General features: G+C 33.6%; 13 protein-coding genes. All 13 read left to right on the top strand.

The features are described from left to right. The 13 genes from EXC59_RS04175 (at nucleotide 1) to EXC59_RS04115 (ending at nucleotide 23,822) form a co-directional block, all read left to right on the top strand. Entirely contained in the window at nucleotides 1-1,533 is a 1,533-nt protein-coding gene (locus EXC59_RS04175; protein WP_035368451.1) for a phosphodiester glycosidase family protein, read from the top strand. Between the two features lie 24 nt (nucleotides 1,534-1,557). Further along, nucleotides 1,558-2,961, top strand: a complete 1,404-nt coding sequence (locus EXC59_RS04170; protein ID WP_035368449.1) for an FAD-binding oxidoreductase — start codon at nucleotides 1,558-1,560, stop codon at nucleotides 2,959-2,961. A 95-nt stretch (nucleotides 2,962-3,056) separates the two neighbouring features. Then, nucleotides 3,057-3,902: a MurR/RpiR family transcriptional regulator gene (locus EXC59_RS04165; RefSeq protein ID WP_035368447.1), complete on the top strand. Its 846-nt coding sequence runs from the start codon at nucleotides 3,057-3,059 to the stop codon at nucleotides 3,900-3,902. Between the two features lie 138 nt (nucleotides 3,903-4,040). Next, a complete protein-coding gene (gene anmK / locus EXC59_RS04160; RefSeq protein ID WP_035368445.1) occupies nucleotides 4,041-5,189 on the top strand; it encodes an anhydro-N-acetylmuramic acid kinase AnmK in 1,149 nt (382 codons plus the stop codon). 12 nt (nucleotides 5,190-5,201) lie between these two features. After that, entirely contained in the window at nucleotides 5,202-6,500 is a 1,299-nt protein-coding gene (locus EXC59_RS04155) for a family 4 glycosyl hydrolase (RefSeq protein ID WP_162163899.1), read from the top strand. After that, nucleotides 6,497-7,708 carry a glycoside hydrolase family 10 protein gene (locus EXC59_RS04150; protein ID WP_035368442.1) on the top strand — a complete coding sequence of 404 codons (1,212 nt, stop codon included), beginning with the start codon at nucleotides 6,497-6,499 and terminating at the stop codon, nucleotides 7,706-7,708. Before EXC59_RS04155 ends, EXC59_RS04150 begins: the two co-directional genes overlap by 4 nt. 2 nt (nucleotides 7,709-7,710) lie before the next feature. Next, nucleotides 7,711-11,763, top strand: a complete 4,053-nt coding sequence (locus tag EXC59_RS04145; protein WP_051658935.1) for a family 10 glycosylhydrolase — start codon at nucleotides 7,711-7,713, stop codon at nucleotides 11,761-11,763. A 22-nt stretch (nucleotides 11,764-11,785) separates the two neighbouring features. Then, the gene (locus tag EXC59_RS04140) at nucleotides 11,786-14,785 is read left to right on the top strand and encodes an Ig-like domain-containing protein (protein ID WP_035368441.1); all 3,000 of its coding nucleotides are present in this window, start codon (nucleotides 11,786-11,788) and stop codon (nucleotides 14,783-14,785) included. 160 nt (nucleotides 14,786-14,945) lie between these two features. After that, on the top strand, nucleotides 14,946-17,255 hold the full coding sequence (locus EXC59_RS04135) for a hypothetical protein (protein WP_035368440.1): 2,310 nt from the start codon (nucleotides 14,946-14,948) through the stop codon (nucleotides 17,253-17,255). 180 nt (nucleotides 17,256-17,435) lie between these two features. After that, nucleotides 17,436-19,001, top strand: coding sequence for an extracellular solute-binding protein (locus EXC59_RS04130; RefSeq protein ID WP_035368439.1), 1,566 nt, complete (start codon nucleotides 17,436-17,438; stop codon nucleotides 18,999-19,001). A 77-nt stretch (nucleotides 19,002-19,078) separates the two neighbouring features. Continuing rightward, complete coding sequence (locus tag EXC59_RS04125) at nucleotides 19,079-21,994, top strand: extracellular solute-binding protein (protein WP_035368438.1); 2,916 nt, start codon at nucleotides 19,079-19,081, stop codon at nucleotides 21,992-21,994. A gap of 12 nt (nucleotides 21,995-22,006) precedes the next feature. Next, on the top strand, nucleotides 22,007-22,936 hold the full coding sequence (locus EXC59_RS04120; RefSeq protein ID WP_035368436.1) for a carbohydrate ABC transporter permease: 930 nt from the start codon (nucleotides 22,007-22,009) through the stop codon (nucleotides 22,934-22,936). A 1-nt stretch (nucleotide 22,937) separates the two neighbouring features. Continuing rightward, on the top strand, nucleotides 22,938-23,822 hold the full coding sequence (locus EXC59_RS04115; protein WP_051658934.1) for a carbohydrate ABC transporter permease: 885 nt from the start codon (nucleotides 22,938-22,940) through the stop codon (nucleotides 23,820-23,822). Nucleotides 23,823-23,830 lie beyond the last annotated feature (8 nt).

Genomic DNA, 23,830 nt, shown 5'->3' with positions numbered 1-23,830 from the left:
ATGAAAAAACTATTTATAGCAATCTTCTTAGCATTCTTCGCAATTATTTCAGTTGCTCCATATGTGCATGCAGCTGATGAGTTTGTTTTAGAATACGTTTCAAGAGAAAACGTATATTATGATGGTATTCGTCAAATTAAAGCGGTTGCCAATATGTCACTTAATGGTGATAAACAACCTCAAGTATTTTCATATATTGGTGTAAACACAAAGACAACTCCTTATAAAGTGATTGCATCAGATGGATATAGTCCATATACATATTCGATGCAACCACTAACTTATCATGTTGAAAACACAATGAATAAGTACTCACAATTACATGTTGCTGGTGGAGTAAATGCGGACTTCTACGATATTAATAACACAGGTAGACCATCAAATATTCATGTGACTAACTTTGAAGTTATCAATAAAGGTTCTACAAATCAAACTGCAGCAGGTTTCTTAGATGATGGTTCTGTCGTATTTGGTAAACCAACATTCTTAGGACAACATTTAAACATTTTAAATGCGGATAAAGAATTAAAACAAAGAATTAAGATCAATAAAACAAATGCATTACCTGCAAGTGATATTGAATTAGCAGTATTCTATGATTCATATAAACTTGAGATTCCTGCGGGATTACCAAAAGTAATTGTTAAATCTTCAGATATTAAAGTTGCAGGTTCAACTGTACAATATGCTAAAGGTGCAATGTTACAAAGAACAACTGAAGCATATACAGTTAAAGAAAGAGAATTCGTTTTAGTAGGTAAAGCACTTCAAGATGAAAATTTAATTACTTCAACCGATCAAATCATTGTTCAAGAATTATTAGGTAATGGTTTTGAAAACACAAGATTTGCTATTGGTATGGGCGATGCATTAGTTAAAGGTGGCGTTGTTCAAACAACATTCAATCACTCAAGTGCACCTACACGTAACCCAAGAACTGGTATGGGTGTGTTAGCAGATGGTACGATTTTCTTCGTTGTTGTAGACGGTAGAGATGGTGCTAGCGGTAGAGTCGGATTAAAACTAAATGAGTTTGCACACTTAATGAAAGCCTTAAATGCAGTAGAAGCTTACAACCTTGATGGTGGTGGATCTTCAACAATGTTATTAAGAGATGCAGAAACATTAGAGTTAAAAACACTAAACCAATTATCAGATGGACGCATGCGTTCAATTTCAAACGGTTTATTATTTGTTAAAGGTGATTATGAACCGGTATTTACTCCAATTCCTTATCCAGATACAAGAGATAAATTTAACGCTCCAACAGGTGTTTATGTAGATGATGAAGGCGTATTACACTTTGTAGGAAATAATGAACATGCAAGTTATGTATTAAAGATTAATGGTCGTGAAACTTACTTAACAAAGGAGTCAATGTCATTATTATTAAATGCTGGTTCATATGAAATTCAAGTTAAAGTTAAAGGTGATGGTACAACTGCATCTTCAGATTACTCAGAAGTGTTTACATACAATATTCACAAGCAAGATGTACAAAAAATATTAGACTTGATGAGACAATTAGCATAAAGACTATATTTTTAGGAGAGAAAAATGAATTCAAGCTATAAAAAGATAAATCAACAAGATGTGGATCAACTTATCCAAATTGCTGGTAAAGAAAATATCAAATTCAAAGATGATATTCATGAAAAATATTCACATGATGAACTAGGTACAGCAATTAGTTATCCTGAGGTTGTTGTTTTAGCAACTGATAAATTTGTTGTTCAAAAAGTGATGCAATATGCATATGAAGAAACTATTCCAGTCACTGTACGTGGTGCAGGTACAGGTTTAGTTGGTGGTGCTGTTCCTGTTTTAGGTGGTATCCTTTTGGATATGACACCAATGAATAAAATTTTAGAGTTAGACAAAACTAACCTAACACTAACTGTACAACCAGGTGTTAAATTATATGAAATTTATGAGTGTGTAGAACCAGAGGGATTATTCTATGCACCGGACCCAGGTCAAAAGTTAGCATCAATTGGTGGTAATATATCTACCAATGCAGGTGGAATGCGTGCAATCAAATACGGAACAACAAGAGAGTGGGTTAGAGCATTAGAAGTTGTAACTCCTAAAGGCGAATTATTAACATTTGGTAGTAAGGTTGTAAAAAACTCAACAGGTTATGGCCTAAAAGATTTGATTATTGGTAGTGAAGGTACTTTGGCTGTTATTGTAACTGCAACACTTAAATTAATTCCAAAACCTAGATTCTCTAAGAGTTTATTAGTAGCGTTTGAAAATAGAGAAAAAGCCATTGAGGCATCTCCAAGATTAATTAAAGATTATGTTTTACCTACAGCTGTAGAATTCTTTGAAAAACAAGCACTAGGATATAGTGAAGCATTCTTTGGTAAAACAATTGAAAATGATCACTTTAATGCATACTTATTATTAAGCTATGATGCAAATGATGAAGAAGCATTAAATCGTGATTTAGCTTATGTAGAAAAATTAGTATTAAAAGAGTATGGTGCATTAGAGGCATTTGTTGTTGATGCACAATCAAAACGTAGTAATATTTGGAACGTTCGTGGTGGATTCTTAGAAGCAATCAAAGCATCAAGTGACTTCATTGATGAATGTGATGTTGTCTTACCACGTTCAAACATCTCTGAATTCTTTGCTCACGTACGTAAGGTAAGTGAGGAAATGAACGTAAGAATCCCATATTTTGGACATATTGGAGATGGTAACTTACACATCTACTTATGTAAAGATAATGTATCAGATGAAGAGTGGAAAGAAAGAGTTAAAGAAGGATTTGACCGTCTTTATTCAAAAGCATTTGAATTAGGAGGACTAGTTTCTGGAGAACACGGAATTGGCCTTGCGAAGAAATCCTACATGCATAAACTCTTAGGAGATGAGCAACTTATGTTAATGCGCGGCATTAAACAAGTGTTTGATCCAAAATACATCTTAAATCCGAAAAAAATCGTATAATTCACTTAATTATTTTCAATAATCATATTTAAAACGTTTACATTCATGTTATAATAATTTAAAGAATAAGAAGGCATTTAAAGAGGTCATATGATATGAGTGTAATGTTAAATATGCTAAAAAATAAAGAAGTACTTAGTATGGCTGAGCGTGTTGTCCTTGATTACTTAATTGAGAACAAGGCAACTCTCAAGGATTTTAGTGTGGAAAAAATTGCCGAGGCTGCTTATACGTCTCCAGCAAGCGTTGTGAGAATGTGCAAAAAGTTAGGTTATAAAGGTTTTAAAGATTTTAAAATTGATTTTATTTTATCTAATTCTAAAGTTGAAATTCCAGAGACAGCAGAGTATAAAGATATTATCTTAATTAAAGATCAAAACTCTGGTAAAAAGGCAATTGAAAATAATATTAGAGCGTTAGAAGAAACAATCAAACTTTATGATGAAAAGAACTACACTAAAGCTGCATCTTTAATCATGAATGCAAGAAAAATTCTTATCTTTGGTAAAGGTTCTTCGTACTTAGTATGTAAAGACTTAGAAATGAAGTTAAGAAGAATTAATAAGTTCGCGATTTCTCAAGGTGAGTCACATGACCAAATCGTGGATGCTTCATTTACAAATGCTAAAGATGTAATTGTCTTCGTATCAAACTCAGGTAAAACAAAGGAAATTATTTCTGCAGCACTACTTGCTAAAGAAAATAAAACACCAATTATCTCAGTTGTTAAAGTGGGTTCATCAATTTTAGCTGACCTTTCAGATGTTGTATTATATACTTCAAGTCTGGAAAGTGATTTTAGATCAGCTGCGATGACTTCACGTATCTCTCAAATGTCAGTGATTGATGCGTTATTTGCTAAGTGTGCTTACTTAGATATTGACCGTTCAGTCCAAGCGCTGGAAGAGACATATCGAACAATTAAGAAATATAAGCGATAAAAAAATGTGAAAAGTGCGATTAGTTTCGCACTTTTTTTCTTTTTTTGAAATAATATACCAAAAATAATAGCGCTTACATATATATGTAAGCAACTTAAAGTATAATAGAGAGGAAACGGACATTTACGAGGTTTAACTATGTTAAAGAGAAAAATTGCAGCAGGCATTATGAGCGGTACTTCTTTAGATGGTATTGATGTTGCCTTTGCGGAAATTAAAGGATTCGGTAAACATACAAAAATAAATCAAATTGCAGGAAAGACTTTCCCTTATCCAGATGATTTACTGGTAAAGATTAAAAAGGCAACTCTGAATCAAATGAATGTCAGTGAAGTATCAGACTTGAATTTCTCACTTGCTAGAGTCTATGCAGACTGTGTATTAAAACTAGCTAAAGAAGTGAATATTGATACAAAAAATTTATACTTTGTGGCATCTCACGGACAAACAGTTTATCACCAAGGTGCAAAGGATGAAAATTTTTTACCTTCAACACTTCAACTTGGTTCAGGTCCAGTAATGGCACAACTTTTACAAACAACAGTGATTACAGATTTTAGAGCAGCAGACATGGCGCAAGGTGGTCAAGGTGCCCCCTTAGTTCCATTTGTCGATTTCTTACTCTATGGTTCTAAGAAGACTTCAAGAATTCTACAAAATATTGGGGGTATCAGCAATATAACTGTTTTACCAAACGGTATGAAGGAAGAAGATACTTACGCCTTTGACACTGGTCCAGGCAACATGATGATTAATTATGCGATGGAAGTTTTATTTCAAAAATCATATGATGACCATGGTAAGGTTGCGAAATCTGGAAAGTTAATCAAAGCATTATTTGAAGAAATAATTACCCACCCATACTTAGGGAAAATGCCCCCTAAATCATGTGGTAGAGAACAGTTTGGTGTAGATTATACTCAAAAAATTCTTGATAAATACGAAGAAGAAAAGAAAGAAGATATTGTTCATACATTAACTAAAGCCAGTGCATTTACAATGATTGATGCGATTAAAAGGTTTGTGTTAAACAGATTTCAAATTGATCAGTTAATTGTCGCTGGTGGAGGAATTCATAATGACTTTATTATGGATGAACTAAGAAATAACTTAGATGGTATTGAAGTTTTAACAACAACAGAATTAAAACTTGATAGTGACTTTAAAGAAGCACTTGCCTTCATTATCTTAGGCAATCAAGCAATTAAGCATAAACCGGCAACACTAAAAAGTACAACAGGTGCAAAAAAATCAGTTATTACAGGAAGCATATCGTTTTATAAATAAGGGGGAAAATATATGCCCAAAAAATTAAAAATCTCAATCATCGGTGCAGGAAGTTCATATACTCCGGAATTTGTATACAACGTTATCAAGTTTTATAAAAATGTACCTGTAACAGAACTGATGTTGATTGATTTAGAAAATAATGAAAAACATTTAAAAACAATCTATGATTTTTCTAAACAAATGCTAGATAAAGCAAAATTAAAAATTAATTTAACATACAGTACCAACCGTAAAGTGGCTTTAGTAGATTCACATTATGTTGTGATTCAAATTAGAGTTGGAAAAATGGAATCAAGATTATATGATGAAACACTTCCAGCAGAATACGGATTACTGGGACATGAAACATTTGGTATTGGGGGACTATTCAATGCACTTCGTACAGTTCCAGTTATCTTTGACATTATTGAAGATGTGAAAGATGTTTGTCCTCAGGCTTGGGTATTAAATGTAACTAACCCTACTGGGATTATTAGTGAAGCAATCTTTAGATATTCAGAGTTTGACCGCTTCATCGGTGTATGTTCAGACCCAGTACAAATTACAAACGATTTAGCTGAAGCACTTGGTGCACCAAAAGAAGAAATCATTCCTTACTTTGCAGGGATTAACCACTTATCATTTGTGACAAATCTTTACTGGAATCACAAAGATTGGTTACCAAAGATTTTAAAGAATGATGAAATGCTTCAAAAATTTAAATACGATAAAACATATTTAAAGAACCTAGAAACTTATCCACATATCGATTTTGATTATTATATCAACTATGATGAAATTTTAGCTGATTATCTAAACGATATTAAAAATGGAAAAATTAGAGCAAACGAAGTTATGAAAGTTGAAAAGACTTTATTTGATCACTACAGCAATTTAGCAAATGATTATGATCCTGAGTTAATGAAGTTAAGAAATGGTAAAGACTATTCATTACAATGTCTAGATATTATTTCAGGTATTCATAATAACTCAAAAGAATATATGGTTTTAGACACCATAAATAGAGGTCATATTACAGACCTTTCAGAAGATTGTGCAATTGAGATTACATGTAGAATCACCGACCGTGGGCCATTACCCGTACATATTGGACGATTACCTCTACAAATCAGAGGGGTTATTCAACATGTGAAATCTTATGAAGAATTATTGGTGGATGCAATTTATGAGAAGAACATCAATAAAGCATTAATGGCTTTCCAAAATCACCCACATACAACATCATTTAAACAAACAAAAAAAGCGTTTGATGCATTATATGAGAAAAATAAATCACATCTAGGATATTACGGAGAATATAAAAAATGAAATTAGTTAACTATAAAACAAACTTGCCTTTAAATTACTATCAAACAGATATTCAAATTGAAATACCTGAAGATTTTAAATTAAAACCAATGCGTGCATTTTGGGTATCAAATGTTGTGAACATTGATTTACCTAAAGTAACAGACCCAAACTATAAAAACAAAATCAAAGAAATGTTTGAAACTGCAAAAGCGTATAACATCAATACAATCTTTTTCCAAGTAAGAACGACTAACGATGCATTTTACCGTTCTAAGCTCAATCCATATTCAAGATTCTTAACAGGAAAAGAAGGGGTAGCTCCTGAATTTGATGTCTTAGCATATGTTTTAGAAGAAGCTAAGAAATATAACATTGAAGTACATGCATGGTGTAATCCATATCGTGTTTCAATGAAAACTCCACTAACTAAATCAGAATATCTAGCAGAATGTGATGATTTAAACTTCGCAAAAATTCATCCGGAATTTACAGTTACAGATAAAAACGGATTAATCATCCTAAATCCGGCGAAGAAAGAAGTAAAAGAATTTATTAAACAATCAATGCTTGAAATTTTAGAAAATTATGATGTGGCTGGTATTCACTTTGATGATTACTTCTATCCATATGCAGGTTTATCAGATACAGATAATGACTTAGCTGATTTTGAAGCAAGAACGGATAAAACAATCGATTTAGATCAATTTAGAAGAAACCAAATCACGGAAGTGATTAAAGACATGCATGATTTAATTAAGACAAATTATCCTACGAAAAAATTTGGTGTTTCACCATTTGGTATTTGGAAGAATAAACCAAATGATCCAAGAGGTTCTAACACAGATATTAAGTGTTCACAAAGCTATGATAATCAATATGCAGATAGTTATGAATGGGTAAAAAATGGCTATATTGATTACATCATTCCACAATTATATTGGGACTTTGCTCATCCAATTGCACCATATGGTGATTTACTTGAGTGGTGGGTAGAATTATGTAAAGACACAAACGTTGATTTATACATTGGTCACGGTGCATATCGATTAGGTAGTGAAGGTGGATATGAAAATAAATATGAAGTTGTTAATCAACTTAAGTTTGCGAATCAACATGAAACAGTGAAGGGAAATTGTTTTTTTACATACAAAACATTTATTGAAGAGGGTCCAACAAGACCTGGTATGGATTTAGTTAAGCAATTATTAAACGGGAAGAAGGTATAGGCATGATAAAGAAATTTTCAATCTTAATCACCTTGGCACTCCTGGCATTCTCAATTGGCGTTCCAAAAACGAACGCTACAGTTGTTGAAGAAGCTGAAGCGTTGTTGCCAACATCGATCACAACAGAACAAAATGGGGAGTTTAGAGCAGCGTGGGTATCACATTGGATTTCTTCACTTCCGAGTTATACAACTGAAGCAACTTTTAAATCACAAGCAACAAAGATTTTAGATGTTTTATCATATTACAACTATAACGCAATTATTATTCACTTTAGAACACACAATAATGCGTTATATAAATCAGAAATTAACCCTAAAGCGAGTTGGTTTGCAAATGTTAACTTTAACACATTTGATCCAATGGCATGGTTAATCGAAGAATCACACCGTCGTGGATTTGAATTTCACGCGTGGTTTAATCCATATCGTCTAAGTACAAGTGGTGGTCAAATTTCAGGGTCAATCCCAGCAGCAAATCCACAGAGCAATTCAGCAAATATTTTAACCGCAGGCTCAAATGCAATTCTTAACCCCGGGATTCCAGCAGTTAGAGAGCATATTGTAGCGACAATTGAAGAAGTATTAGAAAACTATAATGTGGATGCAATTCACTTTGATGATTACTTCTATATCAATATGGGTGCAAATGGTGCAACATCAGGTGCAACAACAATTTTAACTGAACCAGACCAACAAACATTTATTCAATATGGTCAAGGTTATAATACAAACAGTGCTACTGATAAAGCTAACTGGAGAAGAGAACAAGTTAACAAACTTATCGAAATGGTAAGTAACTCGATTAAAGCTTATAATGCTGCAAATGGTCGCTATGTTCAATTTGGTATTGCTCCAACAGGTATTTGGAAAAATGGTAATGGTGAAGTTACTTATGACCAAAATGGTATGCCAATTACAACCGGCTCACAAACAACAGGTCAAACACACTATTCATCATACTTATTTGCAGATACTGTACATTGGATTAAACAAGGTTGGTTAGATTATATTCTGCCTCAATCTTATTGGGCAACAGACCATCCAGCAGGTTCTTATGACAAGTTAATGACTTGGTGGAATAAAGTTGTTAAATATTTACCGGTTAACCTTTATTCAGGTATTGGTTTATACATGGCAGAAAATAGTTCAGCCTACTCATGGTATAACACAACAACACAATTCTCTACACAACTTAACCTAATAAAATCATTAGAAAATGTCGATGGACACAGTATATATTCATATAACACGATGTTAAGTGCGTATAATGGCGCAGGTACTGCGGTTACAGGTAACATGAATAATGCTAAAAATAATTACCTAAATACGAAAGTTCCTTTAGCACCATTAAAGAGTTTTGAGCCAGTTATTTTACCGGCTGTTGAAAATATTAGTCATTCAAATGGTACCTTAACATTTGATACAATACCTGGAGCTAAATTCTATTATATTTATCGCTCAAATTCAGGTTTATCATATGGTAATGAACAAATCGTTGGTGTGGTGGGACATAAAGATATTGCACAAATGACATATCAAACAGGTGATAATAGTTCAAATTACGAATATGGCGTAAGAGCATTATCACAAACAAATCATTTAGGTTTAACTTATAACTCAAATGTAGTAGCACCTTCGATTAATCTTCAAGGTACCTTAAATGGTGCTGAATATACTTCAGCAGTTACCATTACGTTAACAAGTGCAAACCCAATTACATATAGTTTAGACGGAGAACCATGGCAAGCTTATACAGCGCCAATTCAAGTGAAGAAGAATGGTTCACATATAATCGCATTTAAAGCAACTGAAAATGGTGAAGATTCGCAAATCGTTTCACGACAGTTTATTATTAATCAAGTCAACAATGATGTACCTTTAATTAAAGTAAATGGTACAAAGGTAGGAAATAACTATCAAGTTGGAGCAGAGGTAACAATTACTTCAAATGGCGCTCAAATTTACTACAAATATAATCATGGTTCACAATCAATAAATGAATGGACATTATATACAGGACCATTCAAGTTAAATGATGCAACATTAGTCAATGGTAACTATGTTATTTATGCAAAAACAATCGATGAGAATTTAGCAGAATCTAATGAAATTGATTTGCTTGTGAAAGTAGTTGATGTTCCCAATGATCCTATACTGGGTGTCGCTGGTGACGGTAATGATCCTTATTACACTTGGCTTGAGCTTACATTGGATCCGAAAACATCAACGACACAATATAGAATAAATAATGGTGCTTGGACTGTATATAATGATCCAGTAGAATTTAGAACACCAGGTACATATAAGTTTGAATATCGTGCAGGAACAAACGGCAACATTTTAGTAAAACAATTTACAATCGTTTCACCAGTGAGTGTTCCAACAATTGAACTTGAAGGTTCATTAGATGATTTCTACTATAAATCTGAAGTAAAAGTTACACTAGGTGCAGCAGAAGGAGAAAAAATATTCTATCGTATCCATAATGGTTCAAGTTGGTCAAATTATACAGAATACACTGAACCATTTATGATTAAGAACAATGGTACATATTCAATTGAGTTTTATAGCCAAAACTTAGCTTTAGAACAAAGTGAAAAAGAATCTAAAATTGTTCGTGTGGATATTCCATATAATGAGAATAATCCATACGTGATTAGAAACGGTCAAAACGTTTTCTATTACAACACAAACATCCCTGTAGAACTACCTACAACTTACACAGAAAAAACTGAAGAATTTAGAGCAGTTTGGGTATCTACAGTAAGTAATATTGATATCCCTCAACATCGTGGAGAAGTTGCTTATAAAGAAGAAATTGATAAGATTATTAAGACTTTAAAAGACAATAACTTCAATGCAATGTTCTTCCAAGTCAGACCAATGAATGATGCATTTTATGAATCAGAATTTGCTCCATGGTCACGCTATTTAGGCGGAGCAGAAGGTATTAATCCTGGTTGGGATGTATTAGCTTATATCATTGAACAAGCACATAAAAATGGAATTGAATTCCACGCATGGATGAATCCATATCGTGTATCAAGTTCAGCTGGTGATAAACAAACACAATTAAATGCTTTATCATCTAAGAACTTTGCGAAATTAAATCCAGAATATGTAATGCAAGATAATAATGGTTACTTAATCTTAAACCCTGGTGAGCCATCTGTAAGACAATATTTATATAATATTGTTGATGAACTCATGAATAAATATGACATTGATGGAATTCATTTTGATGATTACTTCTATTCATATAACGGCACAAATAATGCTGAAGACCAAACACAGTTCCAAAGATTTAATCCGCAAGGATTATCTCGTGATGACTGGAGAAGAGAAAATGTTAATGAATTAGTGAAGACAATCTTCGAAATGGTTGAAGAACATAACGCTGAAAAAAATACATTTATTAAATTTGGTATTTCTCCATTTGGAATTTGGAGAAATAAATCACAAGATCCACTTGGTTCAAATTCTCAAGGTTTATCAAGTTATTCAGCACAATATGCTGACACTTATAAATGGGTAAAAGAAGGTTGGGTTCACTATATTATGCCTCAACTATATTGGGAGTTTAACCACTCAACAGCAAGATTTGCTGATTTAGTAGATTGGTGGGTAGATGTTGTTAAAGATACAAATGTTGATTTAATTATTGGTCATGGTTTCTACCGTTATGCAGAAACTTCAAATAACTGGAAAGACCAAAATGAATTATTAGAACAATTAAGATATATTAGTCAATATGAAGAAATTGTTGGTAGTTCATTCTTCTCATACAAAACTTTAAATAGTCAACATACATTTGTAACACAAGCAATCAGTAGATTAAATAATTACTTCTGGACTGAAAGACCTGATTTACCATGGCAAACAAAAGTCGAAGCTCCTATTGATCCGGTAGATCCAGTCGATCCTACAGACCCAGTTGATCCAGAGAAACCAAGAGAAGAATCAACTTTAGGGATTATTATTGCAGGAACTGTATCCGGAGTCTTAGTACTTGTTGTAATTTCATTAATTGTTTCAATTAAAAAGAAAAAATAATAAATTAATAGGAGGGGAAAAAATGAAAAGAACATTATTGTTCATTACAGTGATGCTTAGTTTCATCGTATTAATTGCCTGTGAAAAAACATCTGTTGAAGTCACAGTCAATACATCATCAGTTTCATTGCAAGTTGGGCAAACTGAACAACTCACAATTACAACAACTGATGAAGAAGGTTATATTATAACAAGCAACAATGCTTCAATTGCAACCGTATCTGAATCAGGTTTAATCACAGCTGTTGCAGTAGGCGAAACAAAAATCAAAGTTGAAGCAAAATCAAACAGTAAAGTCTTTAAAGAAGTGGCAGTTACAGTTACTAAAGAATATTTAGTTTCGATTAAAGAAGTAGAAAGTCCATTGTTTGAGGGGTCGACTTATCAATTAATTTACACCGCAAATGATGATGTAATATTTACTTCAAGTTCATCAGCAGTCACTGTAAATAACACAGGTTTATTAACGGCTGTTTCTGTTGGGACCGCAATAATTACAATTCAATCTGCAAAAAATGCTAATGTTAAAGCAAGTATTAACGTCACTGTTATTGAAGCATTATCTGAATTAGTAATTGACTTTGCTGATGTACATAATGCAGGTACGCTTAAGCAATTAGGAATTCTTAATGCACCTGAAAATGCATCAGGATTATTCATTTATGAATCATCAGATGAAACTATCGCAAAAGTTTCAGAAACTGGAATGGTTAGTTTCTTAAAAGAGGGTTTAGTAGAATTTACAGTTAAGTTAGCAAACGATGAAGAAATTTCCGCTAAGAAGACTGTAGTTGTTAAGAATATAATCATTGTTGATGCAACTAAAGTAAGTGGTGATAAAGTAACACAAGACGGATTAGAATTTGTCTTTGGTGACAAATTATTCGCGACTTTAGATGAAGCATTAAGAAACACATTAGAAGGTACAAAAGTACACGTATTTGCTGGTAACTACGAAAGTGAAGCAACAGTAAAAGATGATTTTGTTGAAATTATCGGTCAAACTGGCGCAACAATGAAAGCACGTTTAACACTAAGTTCTTCAAATGTTTCCATTTCTAACCTTTCATTTGCTCAAAACGGCTCAGTTGAAGCAAATGAAGATATCTCTAACATTACATTAAAGAACAATAAGTTTGAAAATATTACTGCACAAGTTGCAGCAATTAGATTAGAAAAAGTTAGCAATGTAACAATTGAATCAAACACATTCAATCAAGTAGCAAAAGCTGCAATTGAATTAGTTGATTTAAAAGATGGCAATGTAACGATTCATAAAAACACAATTTCAAATGTTGAAACAGCAGTGAAAATGGATGGCGATATTGAAACTAATTCGATTGTCATGATTACACGTAATAATGTATCAACTGTTAAAGTTGGTTTTGATGTACAAACAAAACAAAAATTAAAATTAGGTTATGCACGTTTTAACTCAGTGGAAAATTATACTGAGTTTGCTGCAAAGGCTTACCAAGGAAGTGACTTTGATTTCACATTAAACTATTGGGGAACAATAGACTTAGACTTAAACAAGTTTGTTAATATTTCTCAAAGATATTTAGCAGGTAATTATGAAACTAAAGCGTCAATTACTGCTGAAAATAAAGTGATTGATGGTCAACCATTAAAAATCTTAGTAACAAACGGCATCGATGAAATTAGAGTAAATGATTCATATCGTTTATCATGGGAATTCTTACCATATGAAACAACTGCACTTGTTAGATTTATTACATCAAACGCAGAAGTTTTAATGGTATCTAACAACGGTACATTAGAAGGTAAGAAGAGTGGACTTGCAACAATTACTGCACGTTTAAGTGCAAACACTTCAATTAATACACCAATGGAAATTAGTGTAACAACAGATCCTGGTATTGATTTAACTCCTTCTAAGAAGGAACAAGGCTTACTAGTTGGAGAACCATTCAGTTTAACAGCTAATCCATTCCCATATATATTAAAAAATGAAGAAGTTATTTTTGAATCAAATAACCCAAGTGTTGCAACGATTGATAACACAGGTAAAGTAACTAGTTTAAGTGCGGGTGAAGTTAAATTCACTGCTAAATTAGCAACAGACCATCATGTGATCGCGGAGTACTATGCAACATTCTATTCATCATTAGATTCACAAAATAGTTTATTAGATTTCTTAACAGTTAACCAGGTAGCATTTACTGAAGCATTCACATATACAGCAAGCGGTGTTGGTTTAACTTACACTGTTACACAATATGAAAGTGTTTCTAGATATTACTTTGATGAATTAGTTGTGAATGATACAAAAATGGTTCCAGTTTCAAATGGAATTCGCCCAGGATCTTCTAGAAATCCAATTCCTGCTGGATTACCAAGATATAACGATAAACATGTTTATTGGGTAATTATCCATGATACTGCAAATACAGATTCATCGAGTTCAGCATTATCACATGCTAACTATTTACTACAACACGCAAATAGCGGAACTGTATTAAATACTTCTTGGCACTATACAATTGATGATATTGATATTTATCAACACATCCCAGAAGATGAAGTAGCTTATCATGCTGGTGATGGATCTAACCTTCCAGGTCAAGGTTCATACACTGGTGGTGGTAACCGTAATGGTATTGGTATTGAAACATCAGTTGCTTTAACAGATGACTTATGGAGAGTATGGCAAAGAACTGCTAAATTTGCTGCAGAAGCATTAGTTCGTTGGAATTTACCAAGAACACATCTTAAATATCATAGAGACTTCTCAGGAAAGATTTGTCCAAATGTATTAATTACATCAGGATTAATTCAGTACTTCGAATTATTCGCAGATATTGAATATAAGATTGCTACAGAACATGCAAATGCACAAATTATGTTTGAATCTCATAATACAGATTTACTAGATCATACAGGTCGTATCGTGAAGATGCCAGAAAAAGCTACAAACGTAAGTTATACAATTACAGTTACTGAAAATGGTGTAACTTCATCACGTACTTTCCAAGTATTAATCCCAGGTACAGTTAGATAAATTCAAACTAAATAAACGTTTATTTTGAAAAAAATGTTCAAAACGTAAAAAAAAAGCGCTGTTAATGGTATTAAAATGAAAAGTCATTGACAGAGCTTTCATTATTCATTAAAATGAATGAGTAAACTCAAAACAAAAAAAGAAGAGGGAGTAGTATAGAATGAAAAAAATTACAGCATTATTTATGTTGTTATTGTCTGCAGCATTATTAGTTGTTCCAACTTTTGCAGCAGATGATGAACTTGTGGATTTATATCCATATGATGATCCAGGTGCATTATATGGTCCATCAGCAAAACCAGGAAATACGCTAGTAGGGGACTCTAACTGGGACGTAATTTATGATGGTCATAGATATCACGTGGTAAGAGGTGGCGTAAGATACGCTAAAGATTTCGAAGACAAAAATGCCGATGGTTATATCGAAGTAAGTGAAATTACATCAGGCAGTTTATCTTGGAACGCGTTCGCGCAAGTAATTATTAATGACACAGAAGAAGACTTTATTCTTAGCACAACAAATGCACGTACAGATATCACATCTGTAGTACACAGATACTATGCATATTTTGATGCTACTGGTAAATTAGTAATGTTCGAAGACCAATTAAACAAGTACAAACTTGTTAATGACGGAACTACTGCTGAACCAGATTACCGTTTTGCAACTGAAGCTGAAATTGCAGATCCAGAAGTAACTAAAGTTGAAGCTTCTATCCGTATGAAGGCAGATGACGAAGATGATCAAGGATATGTTCTTGAACCAATCGTTAACTTACAATGGGTTAACTTCGATCACGTTGGTACAGAAGATGCTTTAGTTTCAACTATTTTAAACGATAATCCAAACTATGTTCACATCCCTGCAGGATGGACTGTTTGGTCATTCGGTACAAAAGATAGAGACGGAGCAAACGTTGCAACTGAAAAATTAATTAGAACAATGCCATCTAAGATTGTTGATAAATTCGAAGGACGTTTAGTTCTTGAATATGATACACAAGCTCCAGTATTTGCAGGTGTATCATCAATGGATGATGACGCTGTAACACCAGGTATCAACAAAGTTGTTGAATTCAATGGTACATTCACATTACCTAACAACTTATCAGCATCATACGTTAAGATGTTCGATGAAGATGGAAAGATTATCAACAAAACAACTAAATTACCTTTCGTAGTTGAAATTTACAAAGGCGAAGATTTATTAGAAACAATTGACTATGCATACGATGCAGAAACAGATAAATATACTGCTTCAGGTCCTGTAACAGTAGTTGACTCTTCAGTATTCGGTGCTGGTTATAAAGCAGTATTCAAAGCTCAAATTCCTAACGGAAAAGCACAAGAAGTTGAAGTAGATGTTGTTATCGGGGTTATGCCTCCTAAATTCAAGAATGTTGCAAACAGATTCCATAAAGAAGATCAACCAATTGATTTATTAGGATTAATCACTGCAGATGATGGTTATGGTAATGATAAGACTAAAAACATCGTAATTTCATATCCTGAAAACTTCAATCCTTATTACCCACAACCAGGTGAATACAAGATTGACTTAGAATTCACTCATCATGTTCATATCCCTGGTGTGCCAGATATTCCTGCTAAATTAGTTTTAGATGGTACTGAAATTACAAATATCAGAATTAACCAAAACTACACAACATACTCAACATTCACAACTTTATACACAGCGCCATTCGTGTATACAGATGCTTATGCAAGTATTACAATTGCGCAATTCGATAAAGATGGTAAATTAGTTAAATCTGTTAACAGAACTAACTGGGATACTGTTGGTGGCGAAAAATTAGATTCAGGTGCAAAAGTTAAAGCATGGTTAGAAGGATTAACATTTGAAGATGGTGGATTCGTTGTTATCTTCGGTGTGAGCACACATCAAACAGCTGCTAGAGCACTTAAAGTTGATGATGTAGTAACATACACTCCAACAGTAGTAGGTACTCCAGACTTTGATACAGATATCGTAACTAAGACATCTTATACATTAAAAGTTACTGACCACACAGCTCCAACTATTGTTGCTGTAAACAAAACTTTCAAAGTTCAAATCGGACAATTTACAAACGTTAACGATGCAATCTTCGCAAACGTTGTAGCATTTGACAACTACGATACTAATTTAGCTTTATTCGTTGAATCAAACGGCGGATTAAACTTAACTAAGACTGGTAAATACACAGTTGTAGTAGGTGTTGAAGATGGAAATGGAAATGCGTCAAGTGTTACATTTGAAATCGAAGTAGTTGAAAATCCATTACAAAAAGAAATTGATAAATTATTAACTGAAGACCAAGTAAAAGCTTTAATCGAAGAAAGATTAGCTTCATTCAACCCACCTGCAGATAACTCAGGTAAAGTTGGCGTTGGTGCAACAGTAGGTATCTCAGTAGGTTCAGCTTTAGCATCATTCGGCGGAGCATTCTTACTATTCAGAAAGAGATAAGTTGAAAAATGAAAAGCCCACCTAAAAATGGGCTTTTTATGTTTTAAAAGCGATAACGATTGAAAAAAATTTTACTTATTAGAAAAAAATGTAAGCGCTTGGATGAATCATACTATATATATAGTATAATTTAAGTAAGCGTTTTACAAAAAAATAAAAAAAAGGAAACGAGGATAGAAAATGAAAAAAATTTATGGTTTATTAATTTTCGCTGCAATGTTATTCGTCCTAGTTGCATGTGGTGGAGGCAACACAGCTGTGTTCAGTGGTGTTTCTGACGTTACTATCAATGTTGGGGATACATTTGATCCTAAGGCGGGTGTAACTGCTAAGGATAAAGCAACAAACGAAGATTTAACTGCGAATATTACAATTGAAGGTGCAGTTAACACTAACGTTGCAAATACTTACACATTAACATATAAGGTTGTTGGTTCAGATGGAAAAACAACTTCAGCAACAAGAAAAGTTACAGTTAAAGCGGGTGGCTCAACAACAGCTACTGAAATTGTAATTATGCATGGGGCACCAAATGAAATTGACCCATTTGACCCATCTTATACAGGTAAACAACAAAAAGAACGTCAAGATCTTCAAAGAAAAGTTGAACAAGAATTAAACGTTAAAGTTGTTTACAAACCTTATCCTTCAAATGCTGCATGGGGTCCATCACGCGTGAGTGCGATTGTTAATGCATCAGTTTCAGGAACTCCACTTGCGGATATTTACTGGACAACATCAGACTGGACTCAACAATTAGCTAAAGGTAATGCCATTGTTCCACTTGATAAGTATTTTGAAAAAGGACTTGGTGAAAATATTACAGAAGAAGCTAAACAAATCGGTTCATACAACGGTAAAGTTTATGCAATGATGACAGGTAAACCGACAGTCGATGTAGGTCTATACTACAATATGGACTTAATTGAAGACTTAGGTATTAAAAATCCAACAGAAATGTACTTAGAAGGAAACTGGACTTGGTCTAAGTTTGAAGCATGGGCTGAACAAGCACAAGCGGCATTAGCTTCTAAGGGCGATGGTTATAGCGCATTAGGTGGAGTAGTTGGTGTTTGGGCACAAAACATGGTTCCATTAAACGGTGGATCATTAATCAACACAGTAACTAACAGAGTTGCGTTCCATCAACAAGCGGCATTAGATACATATGATTTCTTATCAAAACTATATGTAGATAAAGGTGTATTCGAACAAAATGGTTCATATGACTCAGGTTCTGCAGCATGGACTTCTGGTAACGTGTTAATTCACCCAGGTTCATTCTGGTTCTTAAATGCAGAAAACAGATGGAAGGGATTAAACTTCAATTTAGGATTTGTTCCTTATCCATCAAGCGATACATATAAAGGTGGTTACGTTTCACGTGTAAGTGGATTAGCAGTCTTTAATATTGCAGCTGGTTTATCTGAAACTAAAGAAGAATTAGCATTCCGTGTTTGGAACGCATTACAATTATGGCAAACAGATGAAGAATTTAGAGATGAATTCGAATTAACATTAATTTCAAGATTAAATGATGAAAAATCTGTTGAAGCTTACTTAGCTATCTATGATAAGACTCAATTAGATTTATTAAATGCTTTAGGCATCTCACAATATGATACAGCAACTGGTTGGATGGCTAGAATTAATACAGGTATTAAAACTAAATCTTCAAGAACTGCAATGGATGAAATTAAACCAATCTATGAAGCAGCACTAGAAGCTTATTTATCAGGCAAATAAAAAAAAGAACTTGGTAGTAACCTTCCTAAACCTTACCTTAAGGTCTAGGAAGGTTATGCCATTTTCATGAGGTGAACATGAAAAAGATACATATTATCATTTTAAGCATTGTGTTAGTATTCTTTGCGTATATCGTAACTGATGCGCTTCTTATAGCTTTTGACACAGACACTTTAAAGTACAATCAGTCAGTTTCAGTAGAGTCAGGAAGAGCCAATGCAGATGACTCCTATGTCAAAAACTATCAAGACTATGTCCTTTCTAAAAATCAAACATTCCCACAAGGAAAAGAGATAGTAGTCTACGGAACTGATTTCTCTAGCGCTACAGGAGATTTTGAAATCCTTAATAATTATCAAGGTGTTGATAAATCACTTCTAACTAAAGAAGCCGGTTCTTTCGAATTTGAAGTAGACGTTGAAGAAGCGGGATTTTATCATATTAAGTTAAGATACTTTGCATATGAAGGTAAAGGTTCAGCTATTGAACGTAAATTCTACTTAAATGATGAAGTACCATTTGAAGCGGTGGAGCAAGTTGTATTCCATCGTTTTTATGGGGCAAAAGATATCGTTGAACAAGATTTCTTAGGAAATGATATCAGACCAAGCCAAGAAGAAAAGCCAATTTGGACTGACGCATATTTAAAAGACAGCATTGGTTATATTGACGAACCATTCTATTTCTATTTTGAAGAAGGCGTTAATAAGATTAAACTTGATTCAATTAGAGAACCGTTGTTAATTGAAAAAATTACAGTTGAATCAATTAAATCATTACCAACATATGTTGAAGTAAAAGCAACATATGAACAAAATGGTTATCAAATTGCAAACCAACCAATTAATTTCTTACAAGCAGAAACCGCAACACGTACAACTTCTCCAACAATTTATCCATTAAACGATAGAACAAGTCCAAAGACTATGCCTTCAGATCCAAAACTAATTAAGTTAAACACAATTGGTGGGACAAACTGGGGTACAGCGGGGGATTATATTACTTGGGAATTTGATATTGAAGAAGCAGGTTTATATGAAATTAGTTTACGTGTTAAACAGCGTTTAGCAACTGGTATGTCAGTATTTAGAAATATTTATATTGATGGTGAAGTTCCTTTTGCTGAATTAGAAAACTATTCATTTGTTCAATCTAATGACTGGAGAATCCAAACATTAGGTACAAAAGGTGAAGCTTTCTTATTCTATTTTGAACCAGGTAAACACCAACTTAAGATGGAAGTATCACTTGGTGTGTATGGTTCAGTTATTTCTGATTTACAAGACGTTGTAAATAACTTAAACAAAATTTATCGTGAAATTTTAATTTTCACAGGTCCGTCTCCAGACCAATACAGAGACTATGAATTACAAATTAATATTCCTGGATTACTTGATCGTTTCCAAGAAGAATTAGATATTTTAAAATCTTTACGTCAAACTTTAATTGATGTTTCAGGTTCTAAGTCTGAAAAGACTGGTATTTTAGATACTGCGATTTTACAATTACAAGATTTTATTAAGAAACCAAGAGAAATTCAAAAGAATTTAAATACATACGTATCAAATATTTCATCACTAGGTTCATTAATTATTCTTTTATCAAGTCAGCCACTTGAAATTGATTACTTCATGTTCCATCAACCAAAAGCAAAACTTCCAGCTACACAAGCAGGATTCTTCGAATCAACTTGGTATAGCACAAGAGCGTTTATCGCAACATTCACAACAAACTATGCAGCTGTTGGTAGAAAAGATACTGGTGAAGTTGTTGAAACTATTGAAGTATGGTTATCAACTGGTCAAGACCAAGCTAATATTTTAAGAAAATTAATTGATGAAACATTCGCTCCAAGAACTGGTATTCAAGTTGACTTAAAATTAGTTGCAGGTTCATCTTTATTACCTGCTACATTATCAGGACGTGGACCAGACGTTGCGTTAGGTCAAAGTAATGCAACACCAGTTAACTATGCAATGCGTAGTGCAACTTATGATTTATCACAATTTGATGATTTTGATGAAATTAAGACAAGATTTATGGCAGAAGCATTCGTTCCTTACCAATTCAATGGTGGTACATATGCTTTACCAGAACAACAAACATTCTTAATGTTATTCTATAGAACTGATATTTTTGAAGAATTTGGCTTAACTCCACCAAACACATGGCAAGAGTTAACTGAAATGATTCCATCGCTTCAAAAATACAACTTAGAGTTCTACCTACCAGTTCCTTTAACACAAGGTGCTGCCATTGCGTTAGAACCAAACCCAATCTTCTCAACAATGTTCTTCCAAAATGATGGACAGTTCTATATTGATGGAGATCGTCAATCAGGATTCAATGAAGGTAAAGGACCAGAAGTATTTGAACAATGGACAAGCTTCTATACAAACTATTCATTCCCTGTTGAAGCAAACTTTGTTAACAGATTCCGTTCAGGCCAAATGCCAATCGGTATCGTTAACTACAATACATACAATACATTAGCAGTGTTTGCACCTGAGATTAGAGGTAAATGGAACTTTATTCCAGTTCCAGGAACTGAATATGTAGATGAATTTGGTCAAACACAAATTAGAAGAGAAACAGTAGCAAGTGGTTCATCTTCAATTATCTTAAACCAATCAGACAAGAAAGAAGAAGCTTGGGAGTTCCTTAAATGGTGGACTTCTACAGAAACTCAAGTAAGATTTGGTAGAGAAATGGAAGGAATCTTAGGTGCTGCGGCTCGTTACCCAACAGCAAACGTTGAAGCGTTAAGTTTACTACCATGGACATTAGGCGAATTAGAAAAACTTCAAGAACAATGGTCTTGGGTTCGTGGAATTCCCGAAGTTCCAGGTGGATATATGACAGGACGTCACTTAGATAATGCATTCCGTATGGTTTACAATGAATCAACAAACCCACGTGAAACAATCTATGATTACGTACAAATGATTAATGAAGAACTTGCGAAGAAACGTCGTGAATTCGGACTAGAGTAGGAGAAGGATCTTATGCAAGCAGCAACAAAATTGGATTTCAAAACTAGATCCAAGTATATGTGGCAAGAAATGAAAGCTCATAAGCACCATTATATTTTAATGGCGCCTTATGTGTTACTGTTCATTCTGTTCACTGTAATTCCTGTGTTCATGTCTTTAGGTATCAGTTTTACTCAATTCAATATGTTAGAAACACCTAAGTTTATTGGATTAGACAACTACATCAAATTACTTTTAGATGATGAAATATTTATTATTGCAATTAGAAACACAATTATCCTAGCGGTTGTTACAGGGCCAGTAAGTTACTTACTAGCCTTCGTATTCGCTTGGTTAATTAATGAATTAAAACCTAGAATGAGAGCATTCATGACTTTAATTTTCTATGCACCATCCATTTCTGGTAATGCATTCTTAATTTGGTTATTAATCTTCTCAGGTGACGTACATGGTTATGCCAATGCGTTCTTAATGAACTGGGGTTTAATCGATAACCCAATTCTATGGTTAAAAGATCCGGATTACATGTTACTTGTAATTATCATCGTTCAATTATGGTTAAGTTTAGGTGTTTCATTCTTATCATTCATTGCTGGTTTACAATCAGTTGATAGAACATTATATGAAGCTGGCGCAATCGATGGTGTTAAAAACCGTTGGCAAGAACTATGGTTCATTACCATTCCTTCAATGAAACCACAATTATTATTCGGTGCTGTGATGCAAATTACAACATCACTTGCTATTGCCGAAGTATCGATGCAATTGGTAGGGTTCCCATCTGTTCAATATGAAGGACATACGATTGTTACCCACTTAATTGACTACGGTTCAATACGATTTGACCTAGGTTATGCATCAGCAATCGCAACCGTCTTATTCTTAATTATGATTGGTGCGAACGTATTAGTTAGAAATTTCTTAAGAAGGTTAGGTGAATAAGATGCAAGTAATTAAAAATTACCTTCTTAAACGTAAATACAGCAAGAAAAAACGTATTAATCGTTCAGTTGCTGGGGACATATCATTATTCATTTTATTAGCATTATTTGGCATATTCTCAGCATATCCATTAGTAATGACTGCGTCAAATGCATTCAAACCATTAGATGAATTATTCGTATTCCCTCCAACACTATTCCCAAGAAATGCTACATTTGATAACTTTAGAGATTTATCAGAATTAATTGGAAACTCATGGATTCCATTCTCAAGATATTTCTTTAATACCATCTTTGTTACATTACTTGGTACTGTAGGTCACGTTTTAATTGCCTCAATGGCAGCTTACCCATTAGCTAAATATAAATTCCCAGGCAGAAATTTAGTCTTCGGATTAGTCGTTTACTCATTAATGTTTGCTCCACAAGTAACAGCAACGCCTAACTATATGATGATTTCATGGTTAGGTTTAATTGATACACCATGGGCAATCATTTTACCAGCGATTGCTTCTTCATTAGGTCTTTACTTAATGAAGCAATTCATGGAACAAATTCCATTTGAATTAATCGAATCAGCTAAAATCGACGGCGCATCTGAATATAGAATTTTCTTCCAAATTGTTATGCCACTTGTTAAACCAGCGTGGTTAACATTAATTATTCTTTTATTCCAAAGATTATGGACTGCAGATGGTGGTACTTACATCTTCTCAGAAGAATGGAAACCATTATCTTACGCATTAAAACAAATTGCACAAGGTTCAATTGAACGTCAAGGTACAATTGCAGCCGTTTCATTCATCATGATGATCGTTCCAGTGACATTCTTTATTTTCTCTCAATCTCGTATTGTTGAGACATTCAGTCACTCTGGTATGAAGTAGGAGGTAGC

This window comes from Acholeplasma hippikon, assembly GCF_900660755.1.
Lineage (GTDB): Bacteria > Bacillota_I > Bacilli_A > Acholeplasmatales > Acholeplasmataceae > Acholeplasma > Acholeplasma hippikon.
Note: the sequence above shows the minus strand (reverse complement) of the source record. Positions and strands in the feature narration are given on the sequence as shown.

Bases quoted from the DNA above. Each gene is read 5' to 3' on its own strand.
- EXC59_RS04175 (WP_035368451.1), top strand. From the start codon at position 1: ATGAAAAAACTATTTATAGCAATCTTCTTAGCATTCTTCGCAATTATT.
- EXC59_RS04170 (WP_035368449.1), top strand. From the start codon at position 1,558: ATGAATTCAAGCTATAAAAAGATAAATCAACAAGATGTGGATCAACTT.
- EXC59_RS04165 (WP_035368447.1), top strand. From the start codon at position 3,057: ATGAGTGTAATGTTAAATATGCTAAAAAATAAAGAAGTACTTAGTATG.
- anmK (WP_035368445.1), top strand. From the start codon at position 4,041: ATGTTAAAGAGAAAAATTGCAGCAGGCATTATGAGCGGTACTTCTTTA.
- EXC59_RS04155 (WP_162163899.1), top strand. From the start codon at position 5,202: ATGCCCAAAAAATTAAAAATCTCAATCATCGGTGCAGGAAGTTCATAT.
- EXC59_RS04150 (WP_035368442.1), top strand. From the start codon at position 6,497: ATGAAATTAGTTAACTATAAAACAAACTTGCCTTTAAATTACTATCAA.
- EXC59_RS04145 (WP_051658935.1), top strand. From the start codon at position 7,711: ATGATAAAGAAATTTTCAATCTTAATCACCTTGGCACTCCTGGCATTC.
- EXC59_RS04140 (WP_035368441.1), top strand. From the start codon at position 11,786: ATGAAAAGAACATTATTGTTCATTACAGTGATGCTTAGTTTCATCGTA.
- EXC59_RS04135 (WP_035368440.1), top strand. From the start codon at position 14,946: ATGAAAAAAATTACAGCATTATTTATGTTGTTATTGTCTGCAGCATTA.
- EXC59_RS04130 (WP_035368439.1), top strand. From the start codon at position 17,436: ATGAAAAAAATTTATGGTTTATTAATTTTCGCTGCAATGTTATTCGTC.
- EXC59_RS04125 (WP_035368438.1), top strand. From the start codon at position 19,079: ATGAAAAAGATACATATTATCATTTTAAGCATTGTGTTAGTATTCTTT.
- EXC59_RS04120 (WP_035368436.1), top strand. From the start codon at position 22,007: ATGCAAGCAGCAACAAAATTGGATTTCAAAACTAGATCCAAGTATATG.
- EXC59_RS04115 (WP_051658934.1), top strand. From the start codon at position 22,938: ATGCAAGTAATTAAAAATTACCTTCTTAAACGTAAATACAGCAAGAAA.